Source organism: Plantactinospora sp. BB1 (genome assembly GCF_003030385.1).
Taxonomy (GTDB): Bacteria; Actinomycetota; Actinomycetes; order Mycobacteriales; family Micromonosporaceae; genus Plantactinospora.
In genome coordinates this window covers 6,779,257-6,801,805 of record NZ_CP028159.1, presented here as the reverse complement: position 1 = coordinate 6,801,805, position 22,549 = coordinate 6,779,257, and the positions used below count along the sequence as shown (strand labels likewise).

Here is a 22,549-nt window from a genome sequence, read left to right as displayed (position 1 = left end):
ATCCCTCCCGCCGCACTGCGCACAGCCCGGCCGGCCCGCCCGGGTCACCCGTCGGGTCGTCCGCCGTGCTACGGCAACGGTATACGGCCGCCGCCGGGTGGTCCGGTTCCGCCTTGACCTCCTCCCGGGGGCGCGGCGCAGACTCCATGGCGTGCGGCGAAGGTACCTGCGGGCCGGCGAGTTCGGCGCGGCCGGGCGGCTGTCGCCGAGGGCCCTGCGCCTCGTCGCGTACCCGGTCAGCTCTCCGTCTCCCGATCCACCCCGACGAAAGGCTCTCTCCATGCGCCACACCCCCTATGTCGGCAGCGGCCCGTACTGCTACGCCAACTCGTTCGCGATGCTGCTCGGCGAGCGGGCCCCGTCGACCGCCGTCATCGAGGTCACCACCGGTGGCCCGTTCGGCATGCAACTGATCGGCGGTCGGACGGTGTTCTTCGACGCGTACGGCTGGAATCCCGAACTCGGCTTCGACCAGGCGCTGGCGGCGATCGGCTGGCGCTCGGCGGTCAGCCGGGGCGGTACCGCCGACGAGGCGCTGGCCCGCCTCGCCGGGGCGGCCGCGACCGGTCCGGTCTGGGTCGGGCCGCTGGAGATGGGTCACCTGCGGCACCATCCCGAGATGACCGGGCCGATCGGCGCCGATCACTACGTGGTCGTCCTCGACGTGGCCGACGACCGGGTGCTCGTGCACGACCCGCACGGCTACCCGTACGCCCAGGTGCCGGTGGACGACTTCCTGGCCGCCTGGCGGGCCGAGACGGTGGACTACGGCGAGCCGTACACGATGCGTACCGACTTCCGGCAGGTCGCGGAGGTGTCCGACGCCGAGGCGATCCGGTCGATCGTCCCGACGGCGATCAGGCGGCTCGCCATGGAGGCCGAGGTGGCGATGCCACCCGGCAGTCTCGGCAACGGCGAGGCGGCGGAACGGGTCGCCCAGCTGATCGAGGCGGGTGCGGGCGGCGGGCTGCGGGAGCACCTGATCTACTTCGCGATCCGGGTCGGCGCGCGTCGGCTCGGCGACACCGCGGACTGCCTGCTGCGGGCCGGGTACGCCGAGGCGGCGGGGATCGCCGCGCTCCAGGCCCGGCTGGTGGGCTCGATGCAGTACCCGATGGTGGTCGGGGATCTGCCGGCGGCGGCCGCCGCGCTCCGCGAACTCGCCCCGACGTACGACCGGCTGCGCGCCGCCCTCGGCTGACCCGTAACCCACCTCTGAGCTGCCCAGATGCGGCTTGGCACACCCACTTGGCACCACGCATGGCAGCACCCTGAGCCAAGATGGCTTGCAGTGGTGCCATGCGTGTGCCATGATGGCACCATGGATTTGACCTCGTACGTGAGCAACCTCGGACGTGAGTTCGCCACGCTCGCCGAAGCCGGCGGCGAGGAGTCGCGGGTGCTGGTCGAGCGCCTGACCGGGTCGCTCGAGTCGGCGATCCGGATGACGCTGCTGGACGCGCTCTCGGCCGCCGCCGACGAGATCACCCGGGACCTGGCTCCCGGCTCGGTGGAGCTGCGGCTGCGCGGGCGGGATCCGAACTTCGTCGTGACCCCGCCACCCGCCGAGCCACTGGAGTCCGCCGCCGGGGACGCCACGGCGCCGGTCGACGGTGGGCCGGAGGGCGATCTGCTGATCGCCGAGGAGGGTCCCGCCGCGCGGATCAACGTACGCCTGCCGGAGCAGCTCAAGGCGGCGATCGAGGAGGCGGCGGCCAAGGAGGGCCGCTCGGTCAACGCCTGGCTGGTCCGGGCGGCCGCCGCCGGCCTGCAACGCTCCGACCGCGCCGCGCGGCCCGAGGCCCGCACCAGCGGAAAACGGACCCAGCAGCGCTTCAGCGGCTGGGTGCGCTAGCCACACCCACGCCTTTCCTTCCACGTCCCTGACCTGCGGGGACGCCTCAGCTACCGATGATGTGGAGACAACCATGCCAAATTTCGAGACGCCCGAATCGATCGCCGTCACCCTCGAACTCGGCGTCGGCGCCGTGCAGATCACCGCGAGCGACCGGACCGACACCGTCGTCGAGGTCCGCCCGAGCGACGAGGCCGACGAGTCGGACGTGAAGGCCGCCGCACAGGTACGCGTCGACTACACCAACGGGGTGCTCCGGGTGACCGGCCCCAAGTCGCGCCCCTTCGACTTCTCCCGCAAGAGCAGGTCGGTCGACGTGTCGATCGCACTGCCCAGCGGTTCACAGGTCTCCGCCGAGATGCAGGTGGGCGACATCCGCTGCGCCGGTCGACTCGGGGAGTGCCGGGTCAAGACCTCCGCCGGGAACGTCTGGCTCGAACGAACCGGCCCGCTCCGGCTGGAGACGGCGGCCGGGCACGTCACGGCCGACGGCATCACCGGCAACGCCGAGATCTCCACCGGCTCCGGCAAGGTCCGGATCGGCGAGATCGAGGGCACCGCGGTGATCAAGAACTCCAACGGCGAGACCACGGTCGACTCGGTCACCGGCGACGTACGGGTCCGCGCGGCCAACGGCGACATCCGGGTCGAGCGGGCCGGCGCCGGTGTCGACGCGAAGTCCTCCAACGGCAGCATCCGGCTCGGCGAGGTGGTCCGCGGCTCGGTCGTACTCGAAACCGCGATGGGCGACCTGGAGATCGGCATCGCCGACGGCACCGCCGCCTGGCTGGAGGTGAACACCGGATTCGGGCAGGTGCGCAACCTGATGGAGAGCGCCACCCGCCCCGACGAGACCGACCGGACCGTGCAGGTGCGCGGCCGCACCTCCTACGGCGACATCACCGTCCACCGCTCCTGATCCACCTCTGGCCCCCGGAGAGAGGCAACCATGACCACCAGGCAATCCCAGCCGGCGATCGTCGCGACCGGACTACGCAAGTCCTTCGGCGACCACGTCGTACTCGACGGTCTCGACCTCGACGTACGACGGGGGACGGTCTTCTCGCTGCTCGGCGCGAACGGTGCCGGCAAGACCACCACGGTCAAGATCCTGTCCACCCTGCTCAGGGCGGACGCCGGTGACGCGTCGGTCGCCGGGCACGACCTCGGCCGCGAGCCGGACGCGGTACGCGCCGCGATCGGCGTCACCGGTCAGTTCTCGGCGGTCGACAACCTGCTCACCGGCGAGGAGAACCTGCTGCTGATGGCGGACCTGCACCACCTCCCCCGGGGCGAGGGCCGGCGGCGCACCGCCCAGCTCCTCGAACAGTTCGACCTGGCCGATGCGGGCCGGAAACCGGCGGCGACCTACTCCGGCGGGATGCGGCGGCGGCTCGACCTGGCGATGACCCTGGTCGGCAGCCCGCAAGTGATCTTCCTCGACGAGCCGACCACCGGACTGGACCCGCGCAGTCGCCGGAACATGTGGCAGATCGTCCGGGACCTGGTCGCCAGCGGCGTCACCATCTTCCTGACCACCCAGTACCTGGAGGAAGCCGACGAACTGGCCGACCGGATCGCCGTCCTCGACCACGGTCGGGTGGTCGCCGAGGGAACCGCGGAGGAACTGAAGCGCCGCATCCCCGGTGGACACGTCCGGCTGCGCTTCGGCGACCCGCGGAGCCTCGACGCCGCCCTGGGCGTACTGGGTCAGGCCTCCCGCGAGGCCGACGCGCTCGCCCTGCGGGTGCCCAGCGACGGCAGCCTGCGCTCGCTGAAGACCCTGATCGGCCGGCTCGACGACCGGGCCATCGAGGTCGACGAACTCTCCGTGCACACCCCCGACCTCGACGACGTCTTCCTCGCCCTCACCGGCAACCCCACGAACGAGAAGGTGACCGCCCGATGAGTACCCCCGCCCTCGCCGGCCCCGCCCCGGCGAGCCTCCGGCTCCATCCGCTGCGCGACTCGGCGACGATGCTGCGCCGCAACCTCAAGCGCATGCTGCGGTACCCGTCGATGACCCTGATGCTGGTCGGGATGCCCGTCGTCTTCCTGCTGCTCTTCGTCTACGTACTCGGCGGCACCCTGGGCGCCGGACTCGGCGGGGTGGTGGACGGCTCGGCCGGCGGGCGGGCCGCGTACGCCAACTACGTGGCGCCGGCGATCATCCTGATGACCGTGGCGGCCACGGTCCAGGGGACCGCGATCTCCATCGCCATGGACATGACCGAAGGCATCATCACCCGGTTCCGCACCATGCACATCGCCCGGGTCTCGGTCCTGACCGGACACGTCCTGGGCAGCATGATCCAGACGGTCTTCAGCCTGGCGATCGTGATCGGCGTGGCGGTGCTGGTCGGCTTCCGGCCCACCGCCGGGCTGGGCGGGTGGCTGGCCGCGACCGGCTTCCTGCTGGCGGTGACCTTCGCACTCGTGTGGCTCTCCGTCGCGCTCGGCCAGGTGAGCAAGTCCGTCGAGACCGCGAGCAACCTGCCGATGCCGCTGGTGCTGCTGCCCTTCCTGGGCAGCGGGTTCGTCCCCACCGACTCCATGCCGGCCGGTCTGCGCTGGTTCGCCGAGTACCAGCCGTTCACGCCGATCATCGAGACCCTGCGCGGCCTGCTGCTGGGCGGGCCGATCGGAAACAACGCCTGGATCGCCCTCGCCTGGTGCGCCGCCATCGCGCTCGGCGGGTACCTCTGGTCGAAGCGACTCTTCAACCGCCAGTCCTGACCAGGCATCGTCCTCCACCGCCCGAGGCCCACGGACAGTTGCCGTCCGTGGGCCCCGGGCATTGGTACCGGAAGGGTCATCCGGCCCGGTAGGCGTCCAGGATGGTCTGCTCGATGCCGCTACCGGCCCTGCCCTGCGCCGTCACCCGCAACGACACCGTCTGGCCGGCGGCGGGTTGCGGCAGTCGGGCCCGGTAGCTGCCGTCGGCCGACCGGTCGACGCGGACGGACCGCCAGCTCGCGCCGCTGTCCAGGGAGACGGCGAGGGTGAAGGCGGTGATGGGTTGGGCCGGCACGCCGTGCGCCTGGCGGACGGCGAAGGTCGCCACGCCGGACGCGATCGGCCGGTTCGCCCCGTCCAGCGGCAGGTCGTAGTCGACCGACAGCAGCGGCAGGGAGACGCTGCCGGTGCCGGAGGGTCCGGCGGACCGGAAGGTCCAGGCGGTGCTGACCCGGCTGGAGACCGGCAGGGCGGCGCTGGCGTCGATCTCGTAGCTCAGCCGGTAGTCGGCGGCCTGCGGTGGCACGGCGAAGTCGGCGATCGAGGCGTCGACCTGGCCCACCGTCCGCCCGTCACGTTGCAGGGTGAGGGTACGCGGGATGTCGAGGTCCAAACCGTCGGCGAGACAGTCGAACCGCCCGTGCTGGTCGGTCAGCGTGACGACCTCGATGTGCAGGTTGCCGCTGGTACGGCTCGGTGCGCGGGGCGCGCAGGCGCTCGGCGAGACCGCCGGGTCGTCGTACCAGTCGGAGCGCAGCGGCTGCCGGACCCAGACCTTCGGCTGCCGGCTGCCCGGCGCGTACCGCCTCGGCGCCTCCTGGGTGACGATCCCGTCCCAGAACGCCTCGTCCAGCCAGTCGACGCCGGACGACACGTAGTCGACCCGGTCGCCGGAGAGCGACTCGGTGTACGTCTCGGCGATGTACACCCCCTCCGGGCCGAAGCCGTACCGCTTGTGCCCGGTCACCGAGTCCGGGCGGTCCAGCGTGTGGAAGCGCTGGTCGATCCGGGCCAGGGTGGCATGCTCGGCAGCGGTGACCCGGTACGCGGGATCGGCCGGGATGTGGTTGTCGAACCGGTGGATCAGGTCGTAGAGATAGGGGCTCTGCCCGCTGCCCGGCGCGACCAGACCGAAGGCCGCGTACGCGTCGAACGTCCCGATGCCGGTCCCGTCGTTCGGTACCGCCGACACGTTCCCCGCCCTGGCCGCGTCGCCCCAGGCGAAGACGAAGTCGTACCAGCCGACACCCCGGCGGGGGTACTGGAGGTAGGTCAGGCCGAGCGAGACCGCCTCGGTGGCGACGCCGTCCACGGTCGCCGAGACCGGGCGGGCCCTGGTCAGGTCGAGTCGCAGCGACGTGTCACCCGCGACCGTCAGGTCCGGGTCGCCGGCCAGCACCGACCGCTCGTCCTCGGGTGACCAGGAGATGAACGTCGCCAACACGCTGTACCGGCCGGCGGGCACCCGGAAGGTCAGCGTGCTGCCCGGTTCACCGCCGTCGACCTGGGTGTAGCGGGCCTGGTCGTCGAGGTTGACCACCACCACCGTCGCCCACCCCGTCGCCCCGTCCGGAGCACCGGGAATCGCGGTCGTCTCGACGGTGAGATCGTGGCTGGGTACCTCCACCTGGAACGTCACCGGCGTACGCGCTGCCACCCGACCGCCGACGCGGGCCGTGACCACGGCCGTGTAGCGGCCGGGACGGGTCGCGAAGGCGGCGCGGTCGACGCGCAGCGTGACGCCGCCGCTCGACCCCGGGGCGAGGTTCACCTGACGGGCGGAGAGGACGGCGGCACCGGCCGGCCCGGCGACACCGTTCTGGTCGGTGACCGCCACCGAGAGGTCGACTCCAGCCGGGGTGGCTCCGGTGTTGAGCCAGGACAGCTTCGCCTCGGCCGTGCCGGACTGCGGGTAGCCGAAGGTGCCGAGGTTGACCAACGGTTCGGCGCTGACCACTCCGGACAGTGGCCGGGCCACGTCGAGCCGTCCGCTACCGCTGGTGTACGTGTCGCCGTCGGTGACCGGGGCGGTGGCGCCGGTCAGCGCCGCCTTGAGCCGCCCCCCGCTCCACCCGGGATGGCGCTGGGCCAGCACGGCGGCCGCACCGGCGACGTGCGGGGCGGCCATCGACGTACCGGACATGAAGACGTACCGCTGGTCGAGCAGCCGGCCCGGGGTCGTCCCGGCGGCCCGGGCGGCGACGATGTCCACGCCCGGTGCGACCAGTTCCGGCTTCGCGGCACCGGTGTTGACCAGCGGTCCCCGGTTGGAGAAGTCGGCGAGTACGTCGTCGCCGTCGACCGCGCCCACCGTGAGCGCGCTGGCGGCGGCACCCGGCGCGGCGACCGTACCGTGCAGCGGTCCGGAGTTGCCGGCCGCGACGACGAAGAGCGCCCCGGTCTGCGTGGCGAGGGTGTCGAGCGCGAGCGACATCGGGTCGGTGCCGTCGCTCGGCTCCCAGCCGCCGAGGCTCATGTTCACCACGTCGGCACGGCTCGCGGCCCACTCCATCCCGGCGATCACCTGTGAGTCGGTACCTTCGCCGTTGTCGTCGAGGACCTTGCCGACGACGAGGCGCGCGTCGGGCGCCACACCCCGCCGGGCGCCGTTCGAGGCCGCACCGGTACCCGCGATCGTGGCCGCCACGTGGGTACCGTGGCCGAGGCGGTCGCCCGCGTCACCGCCGTCGGCCGTGAAGTCCTTCTTCTCCGCGACCTGTCCCGCGAGGTCCGGGTGGGTCGCGTCGATCCCGCTGTCCAGCACCGCGACCCGGGCACCCCTGCCGGTGTAGCCGGCGTCCCACGCCTGCGGCGCACCGATCTGGCGCAGGTTCCGGTCCCACCGCCCGCTCGCGGTGCCGGTGCCGGTGCCGGTCGTCAGGGTGGTTGGGGTGGCGGTGGCGGGGGTGAGGGTCGCCCCGACCCGCCGGTCCAGCCACACCTTCGGCGACGAGTCGGACGAGCGGAGTGCGGCCGGGCGGGTGGCGGCCAGCGACCTGACGAACGCCGCGCTCGCCGCCTTCGCGTGCCGGCCCGAGACCGCCGCGATGCTCGGCAGCTCGCGGAGTCCGGTGAGGCCGGTGACGAGGGGGTCGGCCTTCGCCTGCCGGGCCTGCCCGCCGGGACGGACGATCAGCGGCAGTTCCCGGGTACGGGCGTCGTCGTAGCCGTTGAGAATCAACGTGGTCACGTCGAACAGCGCCGGGTCAAGCACCGTGTCGAGCAGCGGGGCGACCCGGGCCGGCACCACCCGTACGTGCCCGTCCGGGCCGCAACTGCGGCTCAGCACGCCGCTCGGCTCGGCCGGGCGCACGCTCACCGTGGGACAGCCCGACGACGTGCCCCGGACCGTCACCACATCCCCGGTCAACAGCGTCACCGTGTACGTCCGCCCGGCCGCGAGCAGCGGGGCCGGGGTGGCGAGGGTCGCCGCGTCCCGGGTACCGCCCTGGCCCGCGTCCGCGGTGCCGGGGAGGGCCAGCCCGGACGCCGCCAGCAACACTGCCACGGTGGGTAGCCCGACCATCAGTTGGCGTCTGCGCCTGCGCCTGCGCAGCCACGCGCCATCCATCGAGAGATTCACGTCCCTTGGAAGGGTTCGGACCGTCCCGGGGTTGCCTGGCCGGTGGATCCGGAAATCACGCCGGGCAGATCCGTGGACCGGACAACCGGGCGGCCGCCCGGGCCCGTCTGAGGGGGGATGACCCAACGGAGGGGAACGGACGATGCGGGATGCCTCGGAGAGGGAGTACGTCGACTACGTCACGGCGCGGATTCCCGCGTTACGACGGTTGGCGTACCTCCTGGCCGGAGACGAGCACCGCGCTGACGACCTAGTCCAGCAGACCATCACCACCCTGTACGTGAAGTGGAAGCGCGCACAGGCGGCCGACCATCTCGACGCGTACGTCCGGACCATGCTGGTGCGGACGTACCTGGACGAGCGGCGGCTGGCCTGGGCACGGGTCCGGCTCTTCCAGAAGGTGCCGGAGCCGGAGCCGGCCGAGGAGCACGGCATCGAGGACCGTCAGGTCATCCGGGCGGAGCTGGCCCGGGTACCCCGCCGGCAGCGGGCCGTACTGGTGCTGCGGTTCTTCTACGACCTGCCGGTCGACGAGGTGGCCAGGATGCTCGGCTGCTCGTCCGGCACGGTCAAGAGCCAGACCTCCCGAGGGTTGGCGACGCTGCGACGCCTGCTCGACGAGCGGGGGTTCGTACGTCATCCCGCCTTGAACTGAGGAGTCGACAACATGCCGAACGATATTGACCTGCTGATGTCGCTGGACGACGAGCCGCAGAGCCCTTCCACTGTGGACGTGCGGCGGGCGATCGCCGACGGGCGGCGGCGCCGTGTCCGCCGCACCGTCGGGTACACCGGCGCCGCCGCGGTGACCGCGCTCGCCCTCGTCGGCGCGTCGGTCGCGACAGGAGTACTCCGGAACCCGCCACCCACGGAGGCGGTCGCGACCGGTACCTCCGGCAGCGCCGCCGCCACCCCGGCAAAGGCGGCGGGCGCGATTCCCGGCACCGCCGGCTGGACCGCCCCGGCAGCGACCCCGCCCAGCAGTTGCACGCTCGACCGGCTACCCGCGCCGGACGACGCCCCGGCGGCACTGGTCTCCGGCGCCGACCCGACCGGCCGGTACCTCGTCGGACGCTCGTACCCGAAGGCGGGCGGCTACCAGGCGGTCATCTGGCACGACGGCAGGGCCGACAAGGTGCTGCTCCCCGGCGATCTGGAAGAGTCGTTGCAGGACGTCAACTCGACGGGTACGGCGGTCGGCTGGAGCTTCGCGGGTGACGGCGAGGCGGACACCGGCCCGGTCCCGTACGTCTACCACGACGGGAAGGTGTCGAAGCTCCCCGGCGTACGGCGCGGCTCGGCCTACGCGATCAACAATGCCGGCGCCATCGTCGGGGACGACTCCGACGATGCGGCGCTGGTCTGGCAGTCGGCGACCGCCGAGCCGCGCCGGCTGCCGCTGCCGACCGGTGCGTCGAAGGCGACGGCCCGGGACATCGACGAGGACGGCACGGTGGTGGGCACCATGTCGATGGGCGGGACGACCGCGCCGTCTGCGGCGGGGATCGCAGCGGTCGTACCGTACGTCTGGTTCCCGGACGGCACCCACCGTCCGCTTCCGATGCCGACCCTCGACGGCAAGCCGGCCGCGACCGCGACCGTCCGCAGCGTCCGCGGCGGCTGGGCGATCGGCGTGGCGAGCGTCGAGACAGCGGCCACCGGCTTGCAGGGTGCCGGTGACCCCGGCGAGGCAGGCGTGGCTCGGGCGGTCCGGTGGAACCTCCGCACCGGTGAGGTACGCGTCTTCGCCGAGCTGCGCTTCGGTGCCGAGACGACGAACGCGCACGGCTGGCAGGTCGGCACGAACCGGCAGGGCCGGGCGGTACTCCGCACCGACACCGCCACGGTGGTCCTGCCGGATCTCGCCGACCAGCCGCCGGGCGGGCTCGGCACCATCGCGAACACGTTGAGCGATGACGGGCGCACCATCGCCGGACAGTCGGACGACGCGCAGGGCAGGATCCAGGCCGTGGTGTGGCGCTGCCGGTGACGGGACCTGGATAGCGGTGGTGGACCGGGCTCCGCCACGTACCGGGCCGGAGGTCGGGGATCGGGGCGTCACCGTTGCCGGTGCCCCGACCCACCGGCTGGCGACAGTCAGGCGACCTGGCACGCGAGTCACCAGCACCATGGCGGGCCGCCGCCCCGGTCAGGTGGGCCGTACGGCCGGCAGATGCGTTCCGGAAGGCCGGGCAGTGAACGCGTAGTGGCGACTCGTGACGCGACGGACCTTCCGTTCGAGGCAGCTACCGTGATCGCAGCGGCGCGAGCTGCACGGTCCAGGTCCGGGCTGTCCCGACGACCGAGATGGCCCGGCAGAGAAGGTCGCAGCCCAGCTGCGGGCTTCCTTCCGCGAAGCCGCGGTTGATGAAGCCGATCGCTCGCTGGTGGTCACCCGCTGCGAGAGCACCCTCCAGCCCGGCGGCCAGGACCGCGGCGAGCACGGCGTGAAAACTGTCTGCCCCTTTTTCCCGGAGGGTCTTGGTGGGCTCGCGCAATGGGGCCGGAGAGACTGCGGGCGGGGCTGACACAATAGTCATGTCCTTCTCCTGTGGGTGGGTGTTGCTCGTTCGGGCCGGGCAGATCGGTGCCCACCTGCCGTGGTCGTGCCGCAACGGCCTGGCGAGGGGATGACCAGCCGCTGGACGCCCACCATGTCTTCGCGCACGATGGTCTGCCGCACGCCGTCGCCGGTCGTCGCCGGCCACGGACGCGGCGTTGCCCGTCAGCACGCTGGAGTGTCGATGGCGATCGGATGCTCTGCCAACGCTCGGCCCTCAAACCTGGAGGTTGTCCTGTGGACACTGCCGAGACCTGAGCAGCACGCCCGGTAGGCGCTGGCCTGCCAACGATGTTGACGGCCGGATCCACCATCCACCCTACCCGCACTACACCCGGCGGTGCCGCCGCCAGCCCAGAGGACCGGCTCCGGGGCCAGCCGAGGGTGGGCAGGCCCCGGTGGAAGGTGGCTCGCCTCGGCGCGGATCGACACGACCTCGGCCGGTGTCCGTCGGAGGAGCCGGATAGCGCTACTGCCCCTGGCCTTCCCACTCGACTAGCTTCTAGGACATGGCAACCACTGTGCTACGCGTCCGGCTCATCGGCGGCGACCGCATGGACATCACGTACGACAAACCGGAGGTCTCCGACGAGAACGAGCTGGTGGAGCACGTGATCTCGACCCTGGCGCAGGATTCGGGAGTGCTGCACACGACACACGGTGATCGGCTCGTCGTACTCTACGGCCGAGGCGTCGCAGCGATCGAAGTCGCCCCTCGCGGTGCAGTGCTGTGAGGGAGCCGTGCGCACGGATCTGGCAAAGCGAGACAAATTCTGTGCTATGGTTACCCGGTTGCAGTTTTGATTTCCGTAGACGTTTCGGCGCCTGATGGGTTATCCAAACCATCGGGCGCATTTTCGTTTTCATGTCGTTTCCGACGCGGGTGATCAACGCGGCGGCGTGCGAGTCCGTACGGTGCGGACTCCAACAGCCTGCGAAGGAGCAGACATGGCTACAGGTACAGTGAAGTGGTTCAACGGCGACAAGGGCTTCGGCTTCATCAGCCAGGACGACGGTGGCGCCGACGTTTTCGCCCACTTCTCGGAGATCTCGGCGAGCGGCTTCCGCAGCCTTGAGGAGAACCAGCGGGTGGAGTTCGACATCACCCAGGGCCCGAAGGGTCTGCAGGCGTCGGATATCCGTCCGCTCTGATCCACGCCTCGCCACGGCGGCCCGACTGGTTCAGCGGGCCACCGTTCGGCGATTGGCCAATCATCATTTGTCCCGGTTCGTTCTTGCGATGTCCCGTGGCCTGCGGCCCCTGCCTTCGTTGCGACGTGCCGTTCGAGGAAGGCACAGCACAGCCGTGATCACCACGCCACCACGCACCCCCAACGCACACCCGACGACGGTCTCCGGCGGGTTCAGCGGCGACCGGCACCCGGTTGCCGGCGTACCGCGCCTCCCTGGCCCGACCCCTGCCGTTGCCCGCGGTCGCACGGCACAGTTTCTTGCTCCGTCCACCGCGGAAGAAGAGCGGCCCGCGCCTCGGATATTCGACTGCGGTGAGGTGGCGATGCGTCGGTTGCGCCACCCGTTCACTGTTGCAGCAGAAGTGCCGCCGCACCGAACGACTGTGTGATAGGTGGGTGCGCGTGACCTGCGGCAAATCGGGTCGCGTTGGTGACCGCATGATGGAATCGTTGCCGGGTGCCTCAACCGATCTTGCGTACCGACCGTCTGCTGCTGGTCCCCCTTGCCGACCGGCACCTCGAGTTGGAGATCCAGCTCGACTCCGATCCGGAGGTGCTTCGCTACCTCGGTGGCCGGGCGCGATCCAGGGACGAGGTGGTCGCGTCCCATGCACAGCGGATGGCGCTGGCACGCAAGGTGGACGGCTTGGGATATTGGATGGCGTTCGGGTCTGACGGCGGCGCGGGTGACTCCACGTCGCCGACGGATGAGCACGAGGGCGATTTCGTCGGGCTCATGATGCTTCCACCGGCGCACGGCCCCGACCAACCCGACGACCCGACCGTTGCCGACCTGGGCTACCGCCTCGTCCGCCGGTACTGGCGGAAAGGGCTGGCCAGCGAGGCATCCCGCGCCTTGCTGCGGCACGCCTTCGACGTCGTCGGGCAGCACCGGGTGATCGCGCAGACCATGACCGTGAACGTCGGGTCCCGAGGCGTAATGAACGCCGTCGGTATGCGCTACGTCCGCACGTACTTCCCCAGCTGGGATGCCCCGCTGCCGGGAGCCGACCTCGGCGAGGTCGAGTACGAGATGACCCGGGCGATGTGGGAGGAGCTTCGTGGCGCTTGCTGAGGCAGGATTGCGCCGCCACGGAGTGGAGTAGCAGCCCCTGAGCGCACCGTCCCCGGAGAAGCGCTTGTCGGATTCGAGTTCCTCGGACAGCGCCGCCTCGATCTCGTGCTCGAACACCCGAAGGCGTGCGATCACCGTCGCGCTTCCATGACGACCCGCATGAACGGTTCGATCCCCTCCTCCAGCACGGACAGCCCGTGCCGTTCCTCGTGAGGGCGGGGAGGGCCCGACGGATCGCTTCGACCGCACTGACATCGTCCGCCCCGCCGTGCGGTGGTGGCGTCGACTACCGCTCGCCACCGCCCGGGGTTGCCTGCCAGGGATGTGTTGTCGAGGGGACGGTTGTCCTGCCCCGATTCGCGGTCGGAATGCTGATGGCCCGGAAGTTCGTCGCCGCCGACAACCCCAGCCGATGCGATCGCCGCCGCCAGTCGCCGGACCAGGATGCCGATCACGATCACTGGCTTGGCTGCTGACATGGCGCTACGGCGACACGGCGGGGCTGAACGGGACGGTACGCGGAAAGCACCGGAGCAGCTGTTCTGCCGCTTGGTGGTCGCCCTCAACTGCGGCATCGCCGACATGTTCGGCATCGGCCAGGGACCGGTCGCCGAACACCAGACTCTGCAGGGTTGCCGGCGTTGCCGTGATCGTGACTTCTGCGTTGTCGACCTCGCCACGCGCGACCTGGAACTGCCCGTCGGAAACCTGCGCGTGAAAGCGGTCTGCACCGAGCCGTAGCTGACACGTCGTCTCCAACGCACCGGCGGTCGCGGCATCGAACGTGGTCTTCAACGCGAAGACGAGCGCGTCCACACTCAAGTCGGAGGTGATCGTGGCGTCGAGCCGCATCCGGGTGCCCCACTGGGCCAGGGCGATCAGAACCGGCTCCAACTCGCGACCACGGGCGGTCAACTCGTACACCCACGCACTGCTCGGCGGTCCGAGCCGGCGCCGGAGAACAAGCCCGGTTCGCTCCAGCTCACGCAGACGTTGGGACAGCACGTTCTCGCTCATCGTGGGCAGTCCACGGCGCAGGTCAGCGTACCGCTTCGGCCCGAACATCAGCTCGCGTACGACCAACAGCGCCCACCGCTCCCCGACGGCACCCAGCGCTCGGGCGATCCCACACGGGTCATCGTATCCTCGCACATCTATACAGTAGCGTACGCTTTCACATACGATGTCGCTGCTCCTAATGTAGGAGTATCAGCTCGGCGCCTCGCTCATGGAAGGACGCCCACATGAACCATGTGACCTCGAAAGACGGCACGTTGATCGCGTACGAACGCGTGGGCCGGGGGCCGGCCGTCATCCTGGTCGGCGGAGGTCTGGACGACGGCTCGGAGAACGCGCCACTCGCAACCGAACTGGCGTCGCGTTTCACCGTCTTCAACTACGCCCGCCGCGGCCGGGGCGCCAGCGCCGACACCCTGCCGTACGCCGTGCAGCGCGAAATCGAAGACATTGCCGCGCTGATCGCCGAGGCGGCCGGTCCGGCCCATCTGTTCGGTGTCTCCTCCGGCGGCGCGCTCGTGCTCGAAGCCGCCGCTGCCGGGCTGACCATCGACAAGATCGCCGTCTACGAGGTGCCCTACATGATGGAGGAGGCCGTTCAGGAACGCTTCGGGCAGTACGTGGATCAGCTTGGAGTCGCCCTTCGCGAGGGGCGCAGAGGTGACGCGATCGCACTGTTCATGCGTCTGGCCGGCTCATCCGACGACGACATCGCCGCGGCCCGAAACTCACCACTGTGGTCGGGCCTGGCGGTGCTAGCGCCGACACTCGCCTACGACGCGGCCTGTCTGGGCGACGGCCGGCCGCCGGCCGCGCGGCTGGCACGGATCACACAGCCGACACTCGTGGCCACCGGCGCCGTGCCCGATCCCCACACCGGTGGACTGCAACCCGGCTTCTTCGACGAGGCCGCCGACGCAATCGCCGCAACGATCCCGAAAGCCGAGCGTCTGATCATCGATGGTCAGGCGCACGTCGCCGATCCCGTGGCCCTCTCCTCGGTACTGGAGCGTTTCCTATCGCGCTGAGATCTACACGACGGCGCTCGTCCTATCGCCCCCTGAGGGGCGACGCTCCGCGACTTCGCCAACGACCAGTCGAATCTCACCACCGACGGGTGGCAAGCCGGGTCCCCCGCAGCCGGGCGGCGTGTTAGCGATTCGGACAGGGTGTGTCAAGTCGTGATTTGTCGGAATGGTGCCCCCGGCAGGATTCGAACCTGCGACACACGGTTACCAACCGTCGCCCTCCCGGACTTGTCATCGGTGGTCGCATCTTGCCGTTGAGCTGCACAGACGTTATCCTGTGCCGATCGTCGCCTGTCACTGGTAGTCAACCCTCGGGACGGGTTTTCGGGGGGTAAACGGGGGCGCCTGCCCGGGTCCGTCAGTGAGCGGATACTGGCGCAGGTTGGTGCCCTGGACGTTGTCTTCGTGCCAATCCACGACGCATCCGGTCACCGAGTAGGTGCTGGTGTGGCGCAAGGACGCGCTGCGCCAGCCCGGGCGCGACTTCGTCGAGGTGACGGTCGAGCTCGGCCCGCGCGAGTTCGGCACGGTCAAGCAGTAGCAGGTTCGGCTACCGGCCGGGCTGGTCGGTGGCTGCACGGCCACGCGGTGGCCTTCTCGTAGAACAACGGCACAAACCCCGCATCACCAAGGCCTGCAGTCGGCGTCGATGATGGCCTGGTGAACTCGGGACGCCCGAGACGTCATGCGTACGGTCGCGACCACACTGGCCGCGACCGTACGCATAGATCGGTCGTGCTATTTCCCGCTGGGCGTACCGGTGACCAGCGGCAGCGAGATCGAGGTACCGGCCAGGTCGACGGTGACCCTGGTCCCCGTACCGGTTTCGGCATCGGTGACGTCGTCGTTCGTTCCGGTCAGCACCACGCCCAGCCGGTGCCCTGCCTTGAATTCGTAGTCCTGCGGCAGCATCGACCAGGTGATCTGGTACGACCTGCCCGGCGTCAGCGGTGTCGAGCGGCGGAGCGACGTGTGGTTCTGCGCGTCCATGAATCCCCGGGCGACCACCTGGAAGCCGGATGTCACCGTGTTGTCCGCGGCCCGGACGTAGCAACTGTCGTCATCGGCCGTGCTCGCGCCGACGCAGTCTTCGGCGTCGATGAGCTTGAGGCCCTGCCCCATGGGGTCCGCACCGTGGATGCGGGTGTCCTGGCCGTAGTCGACGAGCATGACACCCAGGTTGGCGGTCGGCTTGTCCAGCGTGACCCGCAGGCTCACGGACGGCGTCCCGGACAGCCGTGTCGCGCTCCGCAGCGGTGAGGTCAGGTACGCCAGCCGGTTGGGGTTGGTGGTGCCGGGGTCGTCGGCCATCGCGGCCTCGGTCTGCAGGGTGTCGAGGTAGCTGCCGGTGCCGGTCGATGGGGTCCGGTCCAGCGAGCCGTCATGCTGCGGTCGCAGGGTCACCGTTCGCGTCGGCGCCGGCCAGTCGGCCTGGGTGGTCCAGCGGTCCGGGCCGAGTTGTACGTCGGCGCGCGGCTGCCGCATGATGTCGTTCGGGACGCCCATCAGTTCGTGGTCGAACCACTTGTGCAGAGTGTGGACCCACACGTCGCGGCGGGCCCAGAACGGGTCGAGGTGCCCGTACTGTGTCACCCACACCTTGCGTCGCACGTCGCGAGGCAGCGCGGCCCACCACGTGAAGAACTGGTCGGCCATCACGTTCCGGTCCTGCATTCCCACCACCGGAAAGACACTGGCGCGCACGTTGCGGGCGTTTGACACCGGCCCGGTCCGGTAGTCGAGTTCGTGCCAGTAGGCGTTGTAGTTGCCGGTGGCATCGTCCGAGCCAGCGGTCATGCGTTGGTGGACCGCCGCGCATTTCTCGTCCGGATCCTCGTCGACCATCGTGGCCAGCCACGCCTGTCCGCCCTTGGTATCCGTGAGGGTGCCGTTCGCGCGCCACAACCCGTACCAGTTGCTCGGCGCCGCGAGCGGCACGATCGTCGCCAGCCCTCGCACCCCGGTGCCGGCGACCCCAATGGCGAGCGCTCCCTCACCGGAGTGGCCGATCATCCCGGTACGCCCGGTGGTCCAGGTGGCTCTCACCGGATTGCCACTGTCGTCGAAAGCGGTCGCCCGGCCGTTCAGCCAGTCGATGACCGCCTTGCCGCCAAGCACGTCGGACCGGCCGCCGGAGGTCGGGCAGCCGTCTGACAACCGGGTGCCGATCATGTCGACGGACACGAACGCGTAGCCGCGCGGCACGAAGTAGTTGTCGTAGAACAGCGGAAACTTCGTCAGGTCCCCGTTCGCGTCGTAGGTTTTGTGGTCCAGCTCGAAGCCAGCACCCGGTGCGTCGTAATACGGGCTCTCGTGCATGATCACGGGCACCTTGAGCCCGAACCTCGTCTCTTTCGGTCGGATGATGTCCACCCGGACCACGTCCTTGCTGCCGTCGTTGTCACTGTCGACCGGTGACTGCACCCGGACGTGCTCGCGAATAGCGTCCTGGTAGGAGTAGACGGGCTGCGTCAGCCCGCCGGAGACTTCGATCGCCGGCCTCGCGGTCGCGGACGCGGCGGGAGCACCGGTGACGACGAGCACGGTCGCGAGTGCGACCGCGGCGGAGACAGCTCGCCGTTTCGAGGTTGGCATGTGTACCCTTCTTTCTGCGTTGGGGATCAGACAGACGCGCGCCGGCCGATGCCGTCAAGTTACGTACGGGCGCAGATCTCGGCCTGGTGTGTCGAACTCGGTTCAGGGCTTGTCGAAGATCTAGGTGAGAGTCAGGACACGGCGGAGGGTTCAGCCGCCCCAGCCTGTGACGCGCCCGTCCTTGCCCCGCGTCGTACACGCCGATCACCGACGAGCGCCGCGCTGACCGGATCAACCAGCGTTGTCGGCAATCGCTCTGGATCGGCCGCCTCGACACACTGCTTGAGATGTGCGGATGGTTGAAAGCCGAGGTGATCTGGTCGTCGTCTCAGGGTGTGCCGAACCAGCGGCTGAGTGCTTCTCGCAGTGCGGGCGCGGCGGTGTCGGTGGCTTCATCGATGGTGGCGGCCCAGGCGATGTGGGCGTCCGGGCGGATCAGCAGGACGTCGGCTGGTCGCTGATCGGTTTTAGCGGTGTGGATGTCGACGCGATCTTGCCAGTCCTGGGCGGTCTGGCGGAGGTCCGGGCGGTCGGCGAGGTCGAGGAGGATGGGCCGTGCGGTGTGCATGAGTTCCGCGACGCTGGTGATGCCCTGCTCGGTGTGCAGGGTGAGGTTGGGGGTGAAGGTGCCGGCCAAGGGGTGGTGGGAGCCGGGCATCGGGTAACGGATGTCGGTGCCGGCGACAAGCGTTCCCATCCGGCGCAACGGCTGCTCGTCGGCGAGCAGTTCCTGGAAGACTTCCCGGAGCGCTTCGGCCGCCGGGTCGTGCCCGCGCCGGAGTGCCACCTGGGCTCGGGTGTGCAGCATGGTGCGGGTGCCGGCGAGGTGGCGTTCGTCGTGGTAGGTGTCCAGCAGGCCGGCCGGCGCGCGACCGTGGATGTCGGCGGCCATCTTCCAGGCCAGGTTGACCGCGTCGAGCATGCCGGCGTTGAGTGCCACACCGGTGGCGGGGAACACATGCGCCGCGTCACCGGCCAGCAGGATCCGCCCGGCACGGTATCGCTGCGCCTGCCGAGCCTTGAAGGTGAAACGCGACAGCCGAATCGCTTCTCCCACGGGCAGATGCACGCCGAGCACACGGCGCAGGCTGTCCTGGAACTCGGGCAGAGTCATCGGTAGGTCGTCGTCGTATTCGGTGCTTTCGTCTTCGACGGTGTAGAGCGAGACTGCCCTGGACTCGGGCGACGAGCCGACCCCGAGGAGCCCGTGGTCGGTCCGGGTGAAACCCGCGCGGACCGTGTCGGAACCGGGGACCTCGAGATCGCCGTTCCCGAGGACGGTCACCGCATCGGGCAAGGTGACCTGGGCCAGCCGATTGACCTCTGGATAGACCGTGCCCGGGAAGGGGATACCGGCCCAGTCACGGACCCGGCTGCGCGCTCCGTCGCACCCCACGAGGTAACGGGCGACCACCTGGTACGACCCGTCCGGACCCCGTACGTCCACGGTCACCGCGGCATCGTCCTGGCTCACCCCGATCGCCTCGTGTCCGCGGCGGATGTCGACACCGAGTTCCTCGGCGCGTTCGTCGAGCAGCCGCTCCAGCTCCGGTTGCGGCAGCGGCAAGGCGTGCAGCGGCGGATCCGCCAACCGGGTGAAATCCAGATGCACACCGCCGAACGGGAACCGGGGAGCCGGGACAGGGCCGGTGCAGGCTGCTTCGAACCGGTCCAGTATGCCTCGGTATAACAGCAGCTCGAGGATCTGACCGCCGACGCCACCAGCCTTTGGGGTGGCTCGGCGCTGCGGCTGCCGCTCCATCACCAGTGGCCGCACTCCGGCCAGGCGCAGTTCATTGGCCAGCATAAGGCCGGTCGGGCCCGCGCCCACAATGATCACGTCGGCGTACGCCGCTGGCGGCTCACGTCGCGGTCCTTCGCCGCTTTCAAGCGCGACCTCATCGTCGACAACACGCATTCGTCACTCCACTTCCGCACGTTCCAGCCCGGCTGGTCAGCGACGAGTCTTCCGCGCGGAACACCGGAAGATCAACGACAGTCTCCGTAACGTGGCATAACCCCTCGCTAATAGATTGAGGTGCCGGAATCAGTACCCGGTGGTCATAACCGAGCGGTTATCGCTGCTTGCGATCTTCGTCGTTGATCGACGTCCACACCAGCGGGGACCATGAAAACGTCAGACGGGCCCGCACGCCGTGGGCCCGGGCCCGAATCCAATCCTCGTGGGGGATGCACATGCAGTTCGCACTGATCGGATTGCCGGTCGCGACGCAGGACCCGGCCGCGAGCGCGGCGTGGTTCGCCGAGCGCTTCGGGTTCAAGGTCGGGGTCGATCTTCGTTGGTACTGCCGGGGCCCCTGAAGTGTCCTGCGGCGGGCGGGCCGGACCGGCTGACAGCGCCGAGCCGGCCCAGTAGGCAGGGCTGCGACCTGGACCGTACGCCTCGGAGGTGGACTCCTTGCGGTCGTGCATCAGGTGAAGCGCGACCTGGTCGTCATACCGATGGGACGAGCATCCGCAGTCGCGGCCCCGCGCGCATTCGTCATCGACAAGGTGCGATCACGGTTCCCGAATCATCGACCATCCGGTGCCACTCTCCACACCGACGCAAATGGTGACAGCGCAGAAGACGCCTATCTGGGTTTACCGAAAGCGCGTGGACCGAGTTGCGCCGCCGTCTCGACGAAGCGCTGCACCCGTGGCGAGGCCCCGCCCTTACGCCACAGCAGGACCCACTCGGTGACGGGCGCGTCATGGACGGGCACGAACACCACGCCCGGGTGTGAGTAGTACTGCAACACGTGCTCGTTCAGCGGACTGAGGCACTTTCCGGCGGCCACCTGGGTCAGGATTTCGTGAAACGTCGTGACGAGAGGGGCGCGCGGAATCGGCCGACCGCTGGGTGTCTTCACAGGCACCATCGCCTCGACCCAATAGTCCGGAAGGTTTGGGTCGAAATCGACGAACACCAGTCCGCCAAAGTCCTCCATCGACACCGATGCCCGGTTGGCAAGCTCATGCCCGGTCCAGACGGCCAGCACCCGCCCCTCGGTCAACAACACCGGCCCCTCGACCAGATCCGGCTCCCGTACCGGCCGCCACAGCAAGGCCAGGTCTAGCTCCCCAGCCCGCAGGGCGGCGAACGGATCACTGAAATGGATCTCACGCAACGCCACCTCGCAGCCAGGGTGGCGGCTCCGGAACAGATCTATGATATCGCGAATCTCGTGACCAACCGCCCCCATCACACCCAACCTGACGGTACCGCTGACACCCCGCGCCGACTCCGACGCCGCCGCGAGACCCCTCTGGATCGCGTCATAGCCGGGCCGCAGATCGTCGCGCAGCTGCTTGCCGACCGCGGTCAGCCTCACCGCCCGGCTCGTACGATCGAACAACGCGGCCCCGATGCGGCGCTCCTGTGCCTTGATCGCCTGACTCACCCGTGCCTGCGACACATGCAGTCGCTGCGCGGTACGTCCGAAGTGCAGTTCCTCGGCGAGCGTCAGAAAGATCTCGATGTCGCGAAGCTCCACCCGAACCCCAACTTCCATAACAACCAGGTTATTTATCCTAGCAGCGGAGGTTAGCGGTCGGCGTCGCAGCGCACCGAGGCAGGCCGGCGCAGACCCCGACACACTGCGACCTGGCTGACATCATTGACCTGATGCTGGCCACCGGTGCCCGCATCGACGAGATCCTGGTGGCGGCCCAGTTCGGTCACACCACCGAGCAGGTCACAAAACAGGCACTACATTGTGAAGCCCGTCCCTCGCCGCAGACAACTCCAGCATCCTCGAACAGCTCGGCGGTGGCCCGCCGACGACCGAGCCATGCGCCGAGACCACGACCCGCGTCAGACCGGATAGGCGCACCAGGGACGGCAGCCGACAGCACCGTGGCGGGCCGGTTCAGAATTCGATCGCCCAGACCGTTACCCGGGGGTTCGGGGGTAATTCAAAATCACATAGATGTACGCCGAAGCCCCCGGGCCGTGCGTTGCTTTCCCCGATGACGGCATTTCGTGCCGGTGTCATGCCGAGCGTTCCCTTCGTCGTGCCGGGGGGCGCGGTGCCGGTCAGTCGGCGATATGGGCGGTGTTGTCGAGCCAGTGCCGGGCGAGGTCGGTGTCGCCGTCGATGCTGATGTTGGTGGCTTGGCGGTCGGTCAGCGGGAGCCGTCGGGTCAGGATCAGCAGCAGCGATCGCGCCGGGCCGGCCACCGTCACATCGGCCTGCTGAATTCCGGGCTGCCACGTCGCCCCGTCAGACCGCCGTTCGACGAACCAGGCGCCCGCGTCGTCCGCGATGTCGGTGGCCAGCCATTGCAGGGTTTGCCCGGTGCCCCGGATGGCGTGGGCGGACTCGGACCGCAGCATCTCCCACGTGGGGGAGGTGAGCATGGCGAGGTGGTGGCTGATGAGCGCGGCTGCGATGTCGGCGTCGATGTCGGCCGGTCGGTGCGCTGCGTTGGCTGCGTCGAAGCCGTGGATGACCGTCTCGTTGAGGACATTGGACAGCCAGAATCGCGTCCCGGGCCGCTCGTCCCCCGCCGCGTTGAACACCGGCGCGTCCAGTGCGTCATCGGAGCACGCGCTCGCGACCCGCTGCGCGGACTCCGACAGCCACGCCTGCCACTGGCGGGGGTCGGCGGGCAGTACGGCATATTCGGTGGGCATCTGTGCGGGATCGGTGATGCGCTGCTCGATGATCTCCGCAGTCCAGTGCTGGGTCTGACCCACGTGCTCGACCAGGTCGGTGATGGTCCACCGCGGGGTGGTCGGCACTGCGGCGCCAGGTCCGGCCGCGGCGGCTGATTCCCCCAGACGTCGGGTGTGGTCGACGACCGCTCGCCGGGCACGTTCCGCGTTCAGCTCGGTCATTGGATTGTCCTTTCCGTAGGTACGTTGTGCTGCAACTGACTGGGCGTGCCGGTCGAACTCATCG

Annotated in this window: 19 protein-coding genes and 1 tRNA gene; 12 read left to right on the top strand and 8 right to left on the bottom strand. The window is 69.6% G+C overall.

Annotated elements, in window-relative coordinates; translation table 11 throughout:
* Nucleotides 1-151 precede the first annotated feature (151 nt).
* The 5 genes from C6W10_RS29725 to C6W10_RS29705 all read left to right on the top strand — a co-directional run bounded on the left by C6W10_RS29725 (nt 152) and on the right by C6W10_RS29705 (nt 4,591).
* Nucleotides 152-1,201, top strand: coding sequence for a hypothetical protein (locus tag C6W10_RS29725; protein ID WP_234361478.1), 1,050 nt, complete (start codon nt 152-154; stop codon nt 1,199-1,201).
* 120 nt (nt 1,202-1,321) lie between these two features.
* On the top strand, nt 1,322-1,855 hold the full coding sequence (locus C6W10_RS29720) for a YlcI/YnfO family protein (RefSeq protein ID WP_107262437.1): 534 nt from the start codon (nt 1,322-1,324) through the stop codon (nt 1,853-1,855).
* A 73-nt stretch (nt 1,856-1,928) separates the two neighbouring features.
* A complete protein-coding gene (locus C6W10_RS29715) occupies nt 1,929-2,774 on the top strand; it encodes a DUF4097 family beta strand repeat-containing protein (protein ID WP_107262436.1) in 846 nt (281 codons plus the stop codon).
* Between the two features lie 30 nt (nt 2,775-2,804).
* Nucleotides 2,805-3,764, top strand: a complete 960-nt coding sequence (locus C6W10_RS29710) for an ATP-binding cassette domain-containing protein (protein ID WP_107262435.1) — start codon at nt 2,805-2,807, stop codon at nt 3,762-3,764.
* Nucleotides 3,761-4,591, top strand: coding sequence for an ABC transporter permease (locus C6W10_RS29705; protein ID WP_107262434.1), 831 nt, complete (start codon nt 3,761-3,763; stop codon nt 4,589-4,591). The genes C6W10_RS29710 and C6W10_RS29705 overlap by 4 nt, the downstream gene beginning before the upstream one ends.
* A 76-nt stretch (nt 4,592-4,667) precedes the next feature.
* On the opposite strand, the gene C6W10_RS29700 is transcribed toward C6W10_RS29705, so the two are convergent.
* Nucleotides 4,668-8,117 carry a S8 family serine peptidase gene (locus C6W10_RS29700; protein ID WP_234361477.1) on the bottom strand — a complete coding sequence of 1,150 codons (3,450 nt, stop codon included), beginning with the start codon at nt 8,115-8,117 and terminating at the stop codon, nt 4,668-4,670.
* A gap of 199 nt (nt 8,118-8,316) precedes the next feature.
* Here C6W10_RS29700 and C6W10_RS29695 point away from each other — a divergent pair, with 199 nt between their 5' ends.
* The 5 genes from C6W10_RS29695 to C6W10_RS29670 all read left to right on the top strand — a co-directional run bounded on the left by C6W10_RS29695 (nt 8,317) and on the right by C6W10_RS29670 (nt 13,002).
* Nucleotides 8,317-8,829, top strand: coding sequence for a SigE family RNA polymerase sigma factor (locus C6W10_RS29695; protein WP_107262433.1), 513 nt, complete (start codon nt 8,317-8,319; stop codon nt 8,827-8,829).
* Nucleotides 8,830-8,841: 12 nt separating this feature from the next.
* The gene (locus C6W10_RS29690; protein ID WP_159104806.1) at nt 8,842-10,164 is read left to right on the top strand and encodes a hypothetical protein; all 1,323 of its coding nucleotides are present in this window, start codon (nt 8,842-8,844) and stop codon (nt 10,162-10,164) included.
* A 1,079-nt stretch (nt 10,165-11,243) separates the two neighbouring features.
* Nucleotides 11,244-11,468 carry a hypothetical protein gene (locus tag C6W10_RS29680; protein WP_107262430.1) on the top strand — a complete coding sequence of 75 codons (225 nt, stop codon included), beginning with the start codon at nt 11,244-11,246 and terminating at the stop codon, nt 11,466-11,468.
* 214 nt (nt 11,469-11,682) lie between these two features.
* On the top strand, nt 11,683-11,886 hold the full coding sequence (locus C6W10_RS29675; RefSeq protein WP_107262429.1) for a cold-shock protein: 204 nt from the start codon (nt 11,683-11,685) through the stop codon (nt 11,884-11,886).
* A gap of 498 nt (nt 11,887-12,384) precedes the next feature.
* Nucleotides 12,385-13,002, top strand: coding sequence for a GNAT family N-acetyltransferase (locus C6W10_RS29670; protein WP_107262428.1), 618 nt, complete (start codon nt 12,385-12,387; stop codon nt 13,000-13,002).
* Nucleotides 13,003-13,133: 131 nt separating this feature from the next.
* On the opposite strand, the gene C6W10_RS37605 is transcribed toward C6W10_RS29670, so the two are convergent.
* Both C6W10_RS37605 and C6W10_RS29660 read right to left on the bottom strand, forming a co-directional pair.
* Nucleotides 13,134-13,481 carry a hypothetical protein gene (locus tag C6W10_RS37605; protein WP_159104805.1) on the bottom strand — a complete coding sequence of 116 codons (348 nt, stop codon included), beginning with the start codon at nt 13,479-13,481 and terminating at the stop codon, nt 13,134-13,136.
* Nucleotides 13,482-13,485: 4 nt separating this feature from the next.
* Nucleotides 13,486-14,154 (bottom strand): winged helix-turn-helix transcriptional regulator, encoded by a 669-nt coding sequence (locus C6W10_RS29660; RefSeq protein ID WP_369937173.1) that lies wholly within the window; start codon nt 14,152-14,154, stop codon nt 13,486-13,488.
* 92 nt (nt 14,155-14,246) lie between these two features.
* On the opposite strand from C6W10_RS29660, the gene C6W10_RS29655 reads away from it, so the two are divergent.
* Nucleotides 14,247-15,047 (top strand): alpha/beta fold hydrolase, encoded by an 801-nt coding sequence (locus tag C6W10_RS29655; protein ID WP_107262427.1) that lies wholly within the window; start codon nt 14,247-14,249, stop codon nt 15,045-15,047.
* A 167-nt stretch (nt 15,048-15,214) separates the two neighbouring features.
* On the opposite strand, the gene C6W10_RS29650 is transcribed toward C6W10_RS29655, so the two are convergent.
* From C6W10_RS29650 to C6W10_RS29640, 3 genes are all read right to left on the bottom strand, one after another.
* A tRNA-Thr gene (locus tag C6W10_RS29650) sits at nt 15,215-15,308 on the bottom strand.
* A 477-nt stretch (nt 15,309-15,785) separates the two neighbouring features.
* Nucleotides 15,786-17,642 (bottom strand): CocE/NonD family hydrolase, encoded by a 1,857-nt coding sequence (locus C6W10_RS29645; protein ID WP_107262426.1) that lies wholly within the window; start codon nt 17,640-17,642, stop codon nt 15,786-15,788.
* A 328-nt stretch (nt 17,643-17,970) separates the two neighbouring features.
* Entirely contained in the window at nt 17,971-19,560 is a 1,590-nt protein-coding gene (locus C6W10_RS29640) for an FAD-dependent monooxygenase (protein ID WP_107262425.1), read from the bottom strand.
* A 278-nt stretch (nt 19,561-19,838) separates the two neighbouring features.
* Here C6W10_RS29640 and C6W10_RS39260 point away from each other — a divergent pair, with 278 nt between their 5' ends.
* Complete coding sequence (locus C6W10_RS39260) at nt 19,839-19,964, top strand: hypothetical protein (RefSeq protein ID WP_255416170.1); 126 nt, start codon at nt 19,839-19,841, stop codon at nt 19,962-19,964.
* A gap of 272 nt (nt 19,965-20,236) precedes the next feature.
* Here C6W10_RS39260 and C6W10_RS29635 read toward each other — a convergent pair whose 3' ends face one another.
* Together C6W10_RS29635 and C6W10_RS29630 are read right to left on the bottom strand one after the other, a co-directional pair.
* Nucleotides 20,237-21,157 carry a LysR family transcriptional regulator gene (locus C6W10_RS29635; protein ID WP_199853768.1) on the bottom strand — a complete coding sequence of 307 codons (921 nt, stop codon included), beginning with the start codon at nt 21,155-21,157 and terminating at the stop codon, nt 20,237-20,239.
* A 524-nt stretch (nt 21,158-21,681) separates the two neighbouring features.
* Nucleotides 21,682-22,485: a maleylpyruvate isomerase family mycothiol-dependent enzyme gene (locus C6W10_RS29630; protein WP_107262423.1), complete on the bottom strand. Its 804-nt coding sequence runs from the start codon at nt 22,483-22,485 to the stop codon at nt 21,682-21,684.
* Between the last annotated feature and the right edge of the window lie 64 nt (nt 22,486-22,549).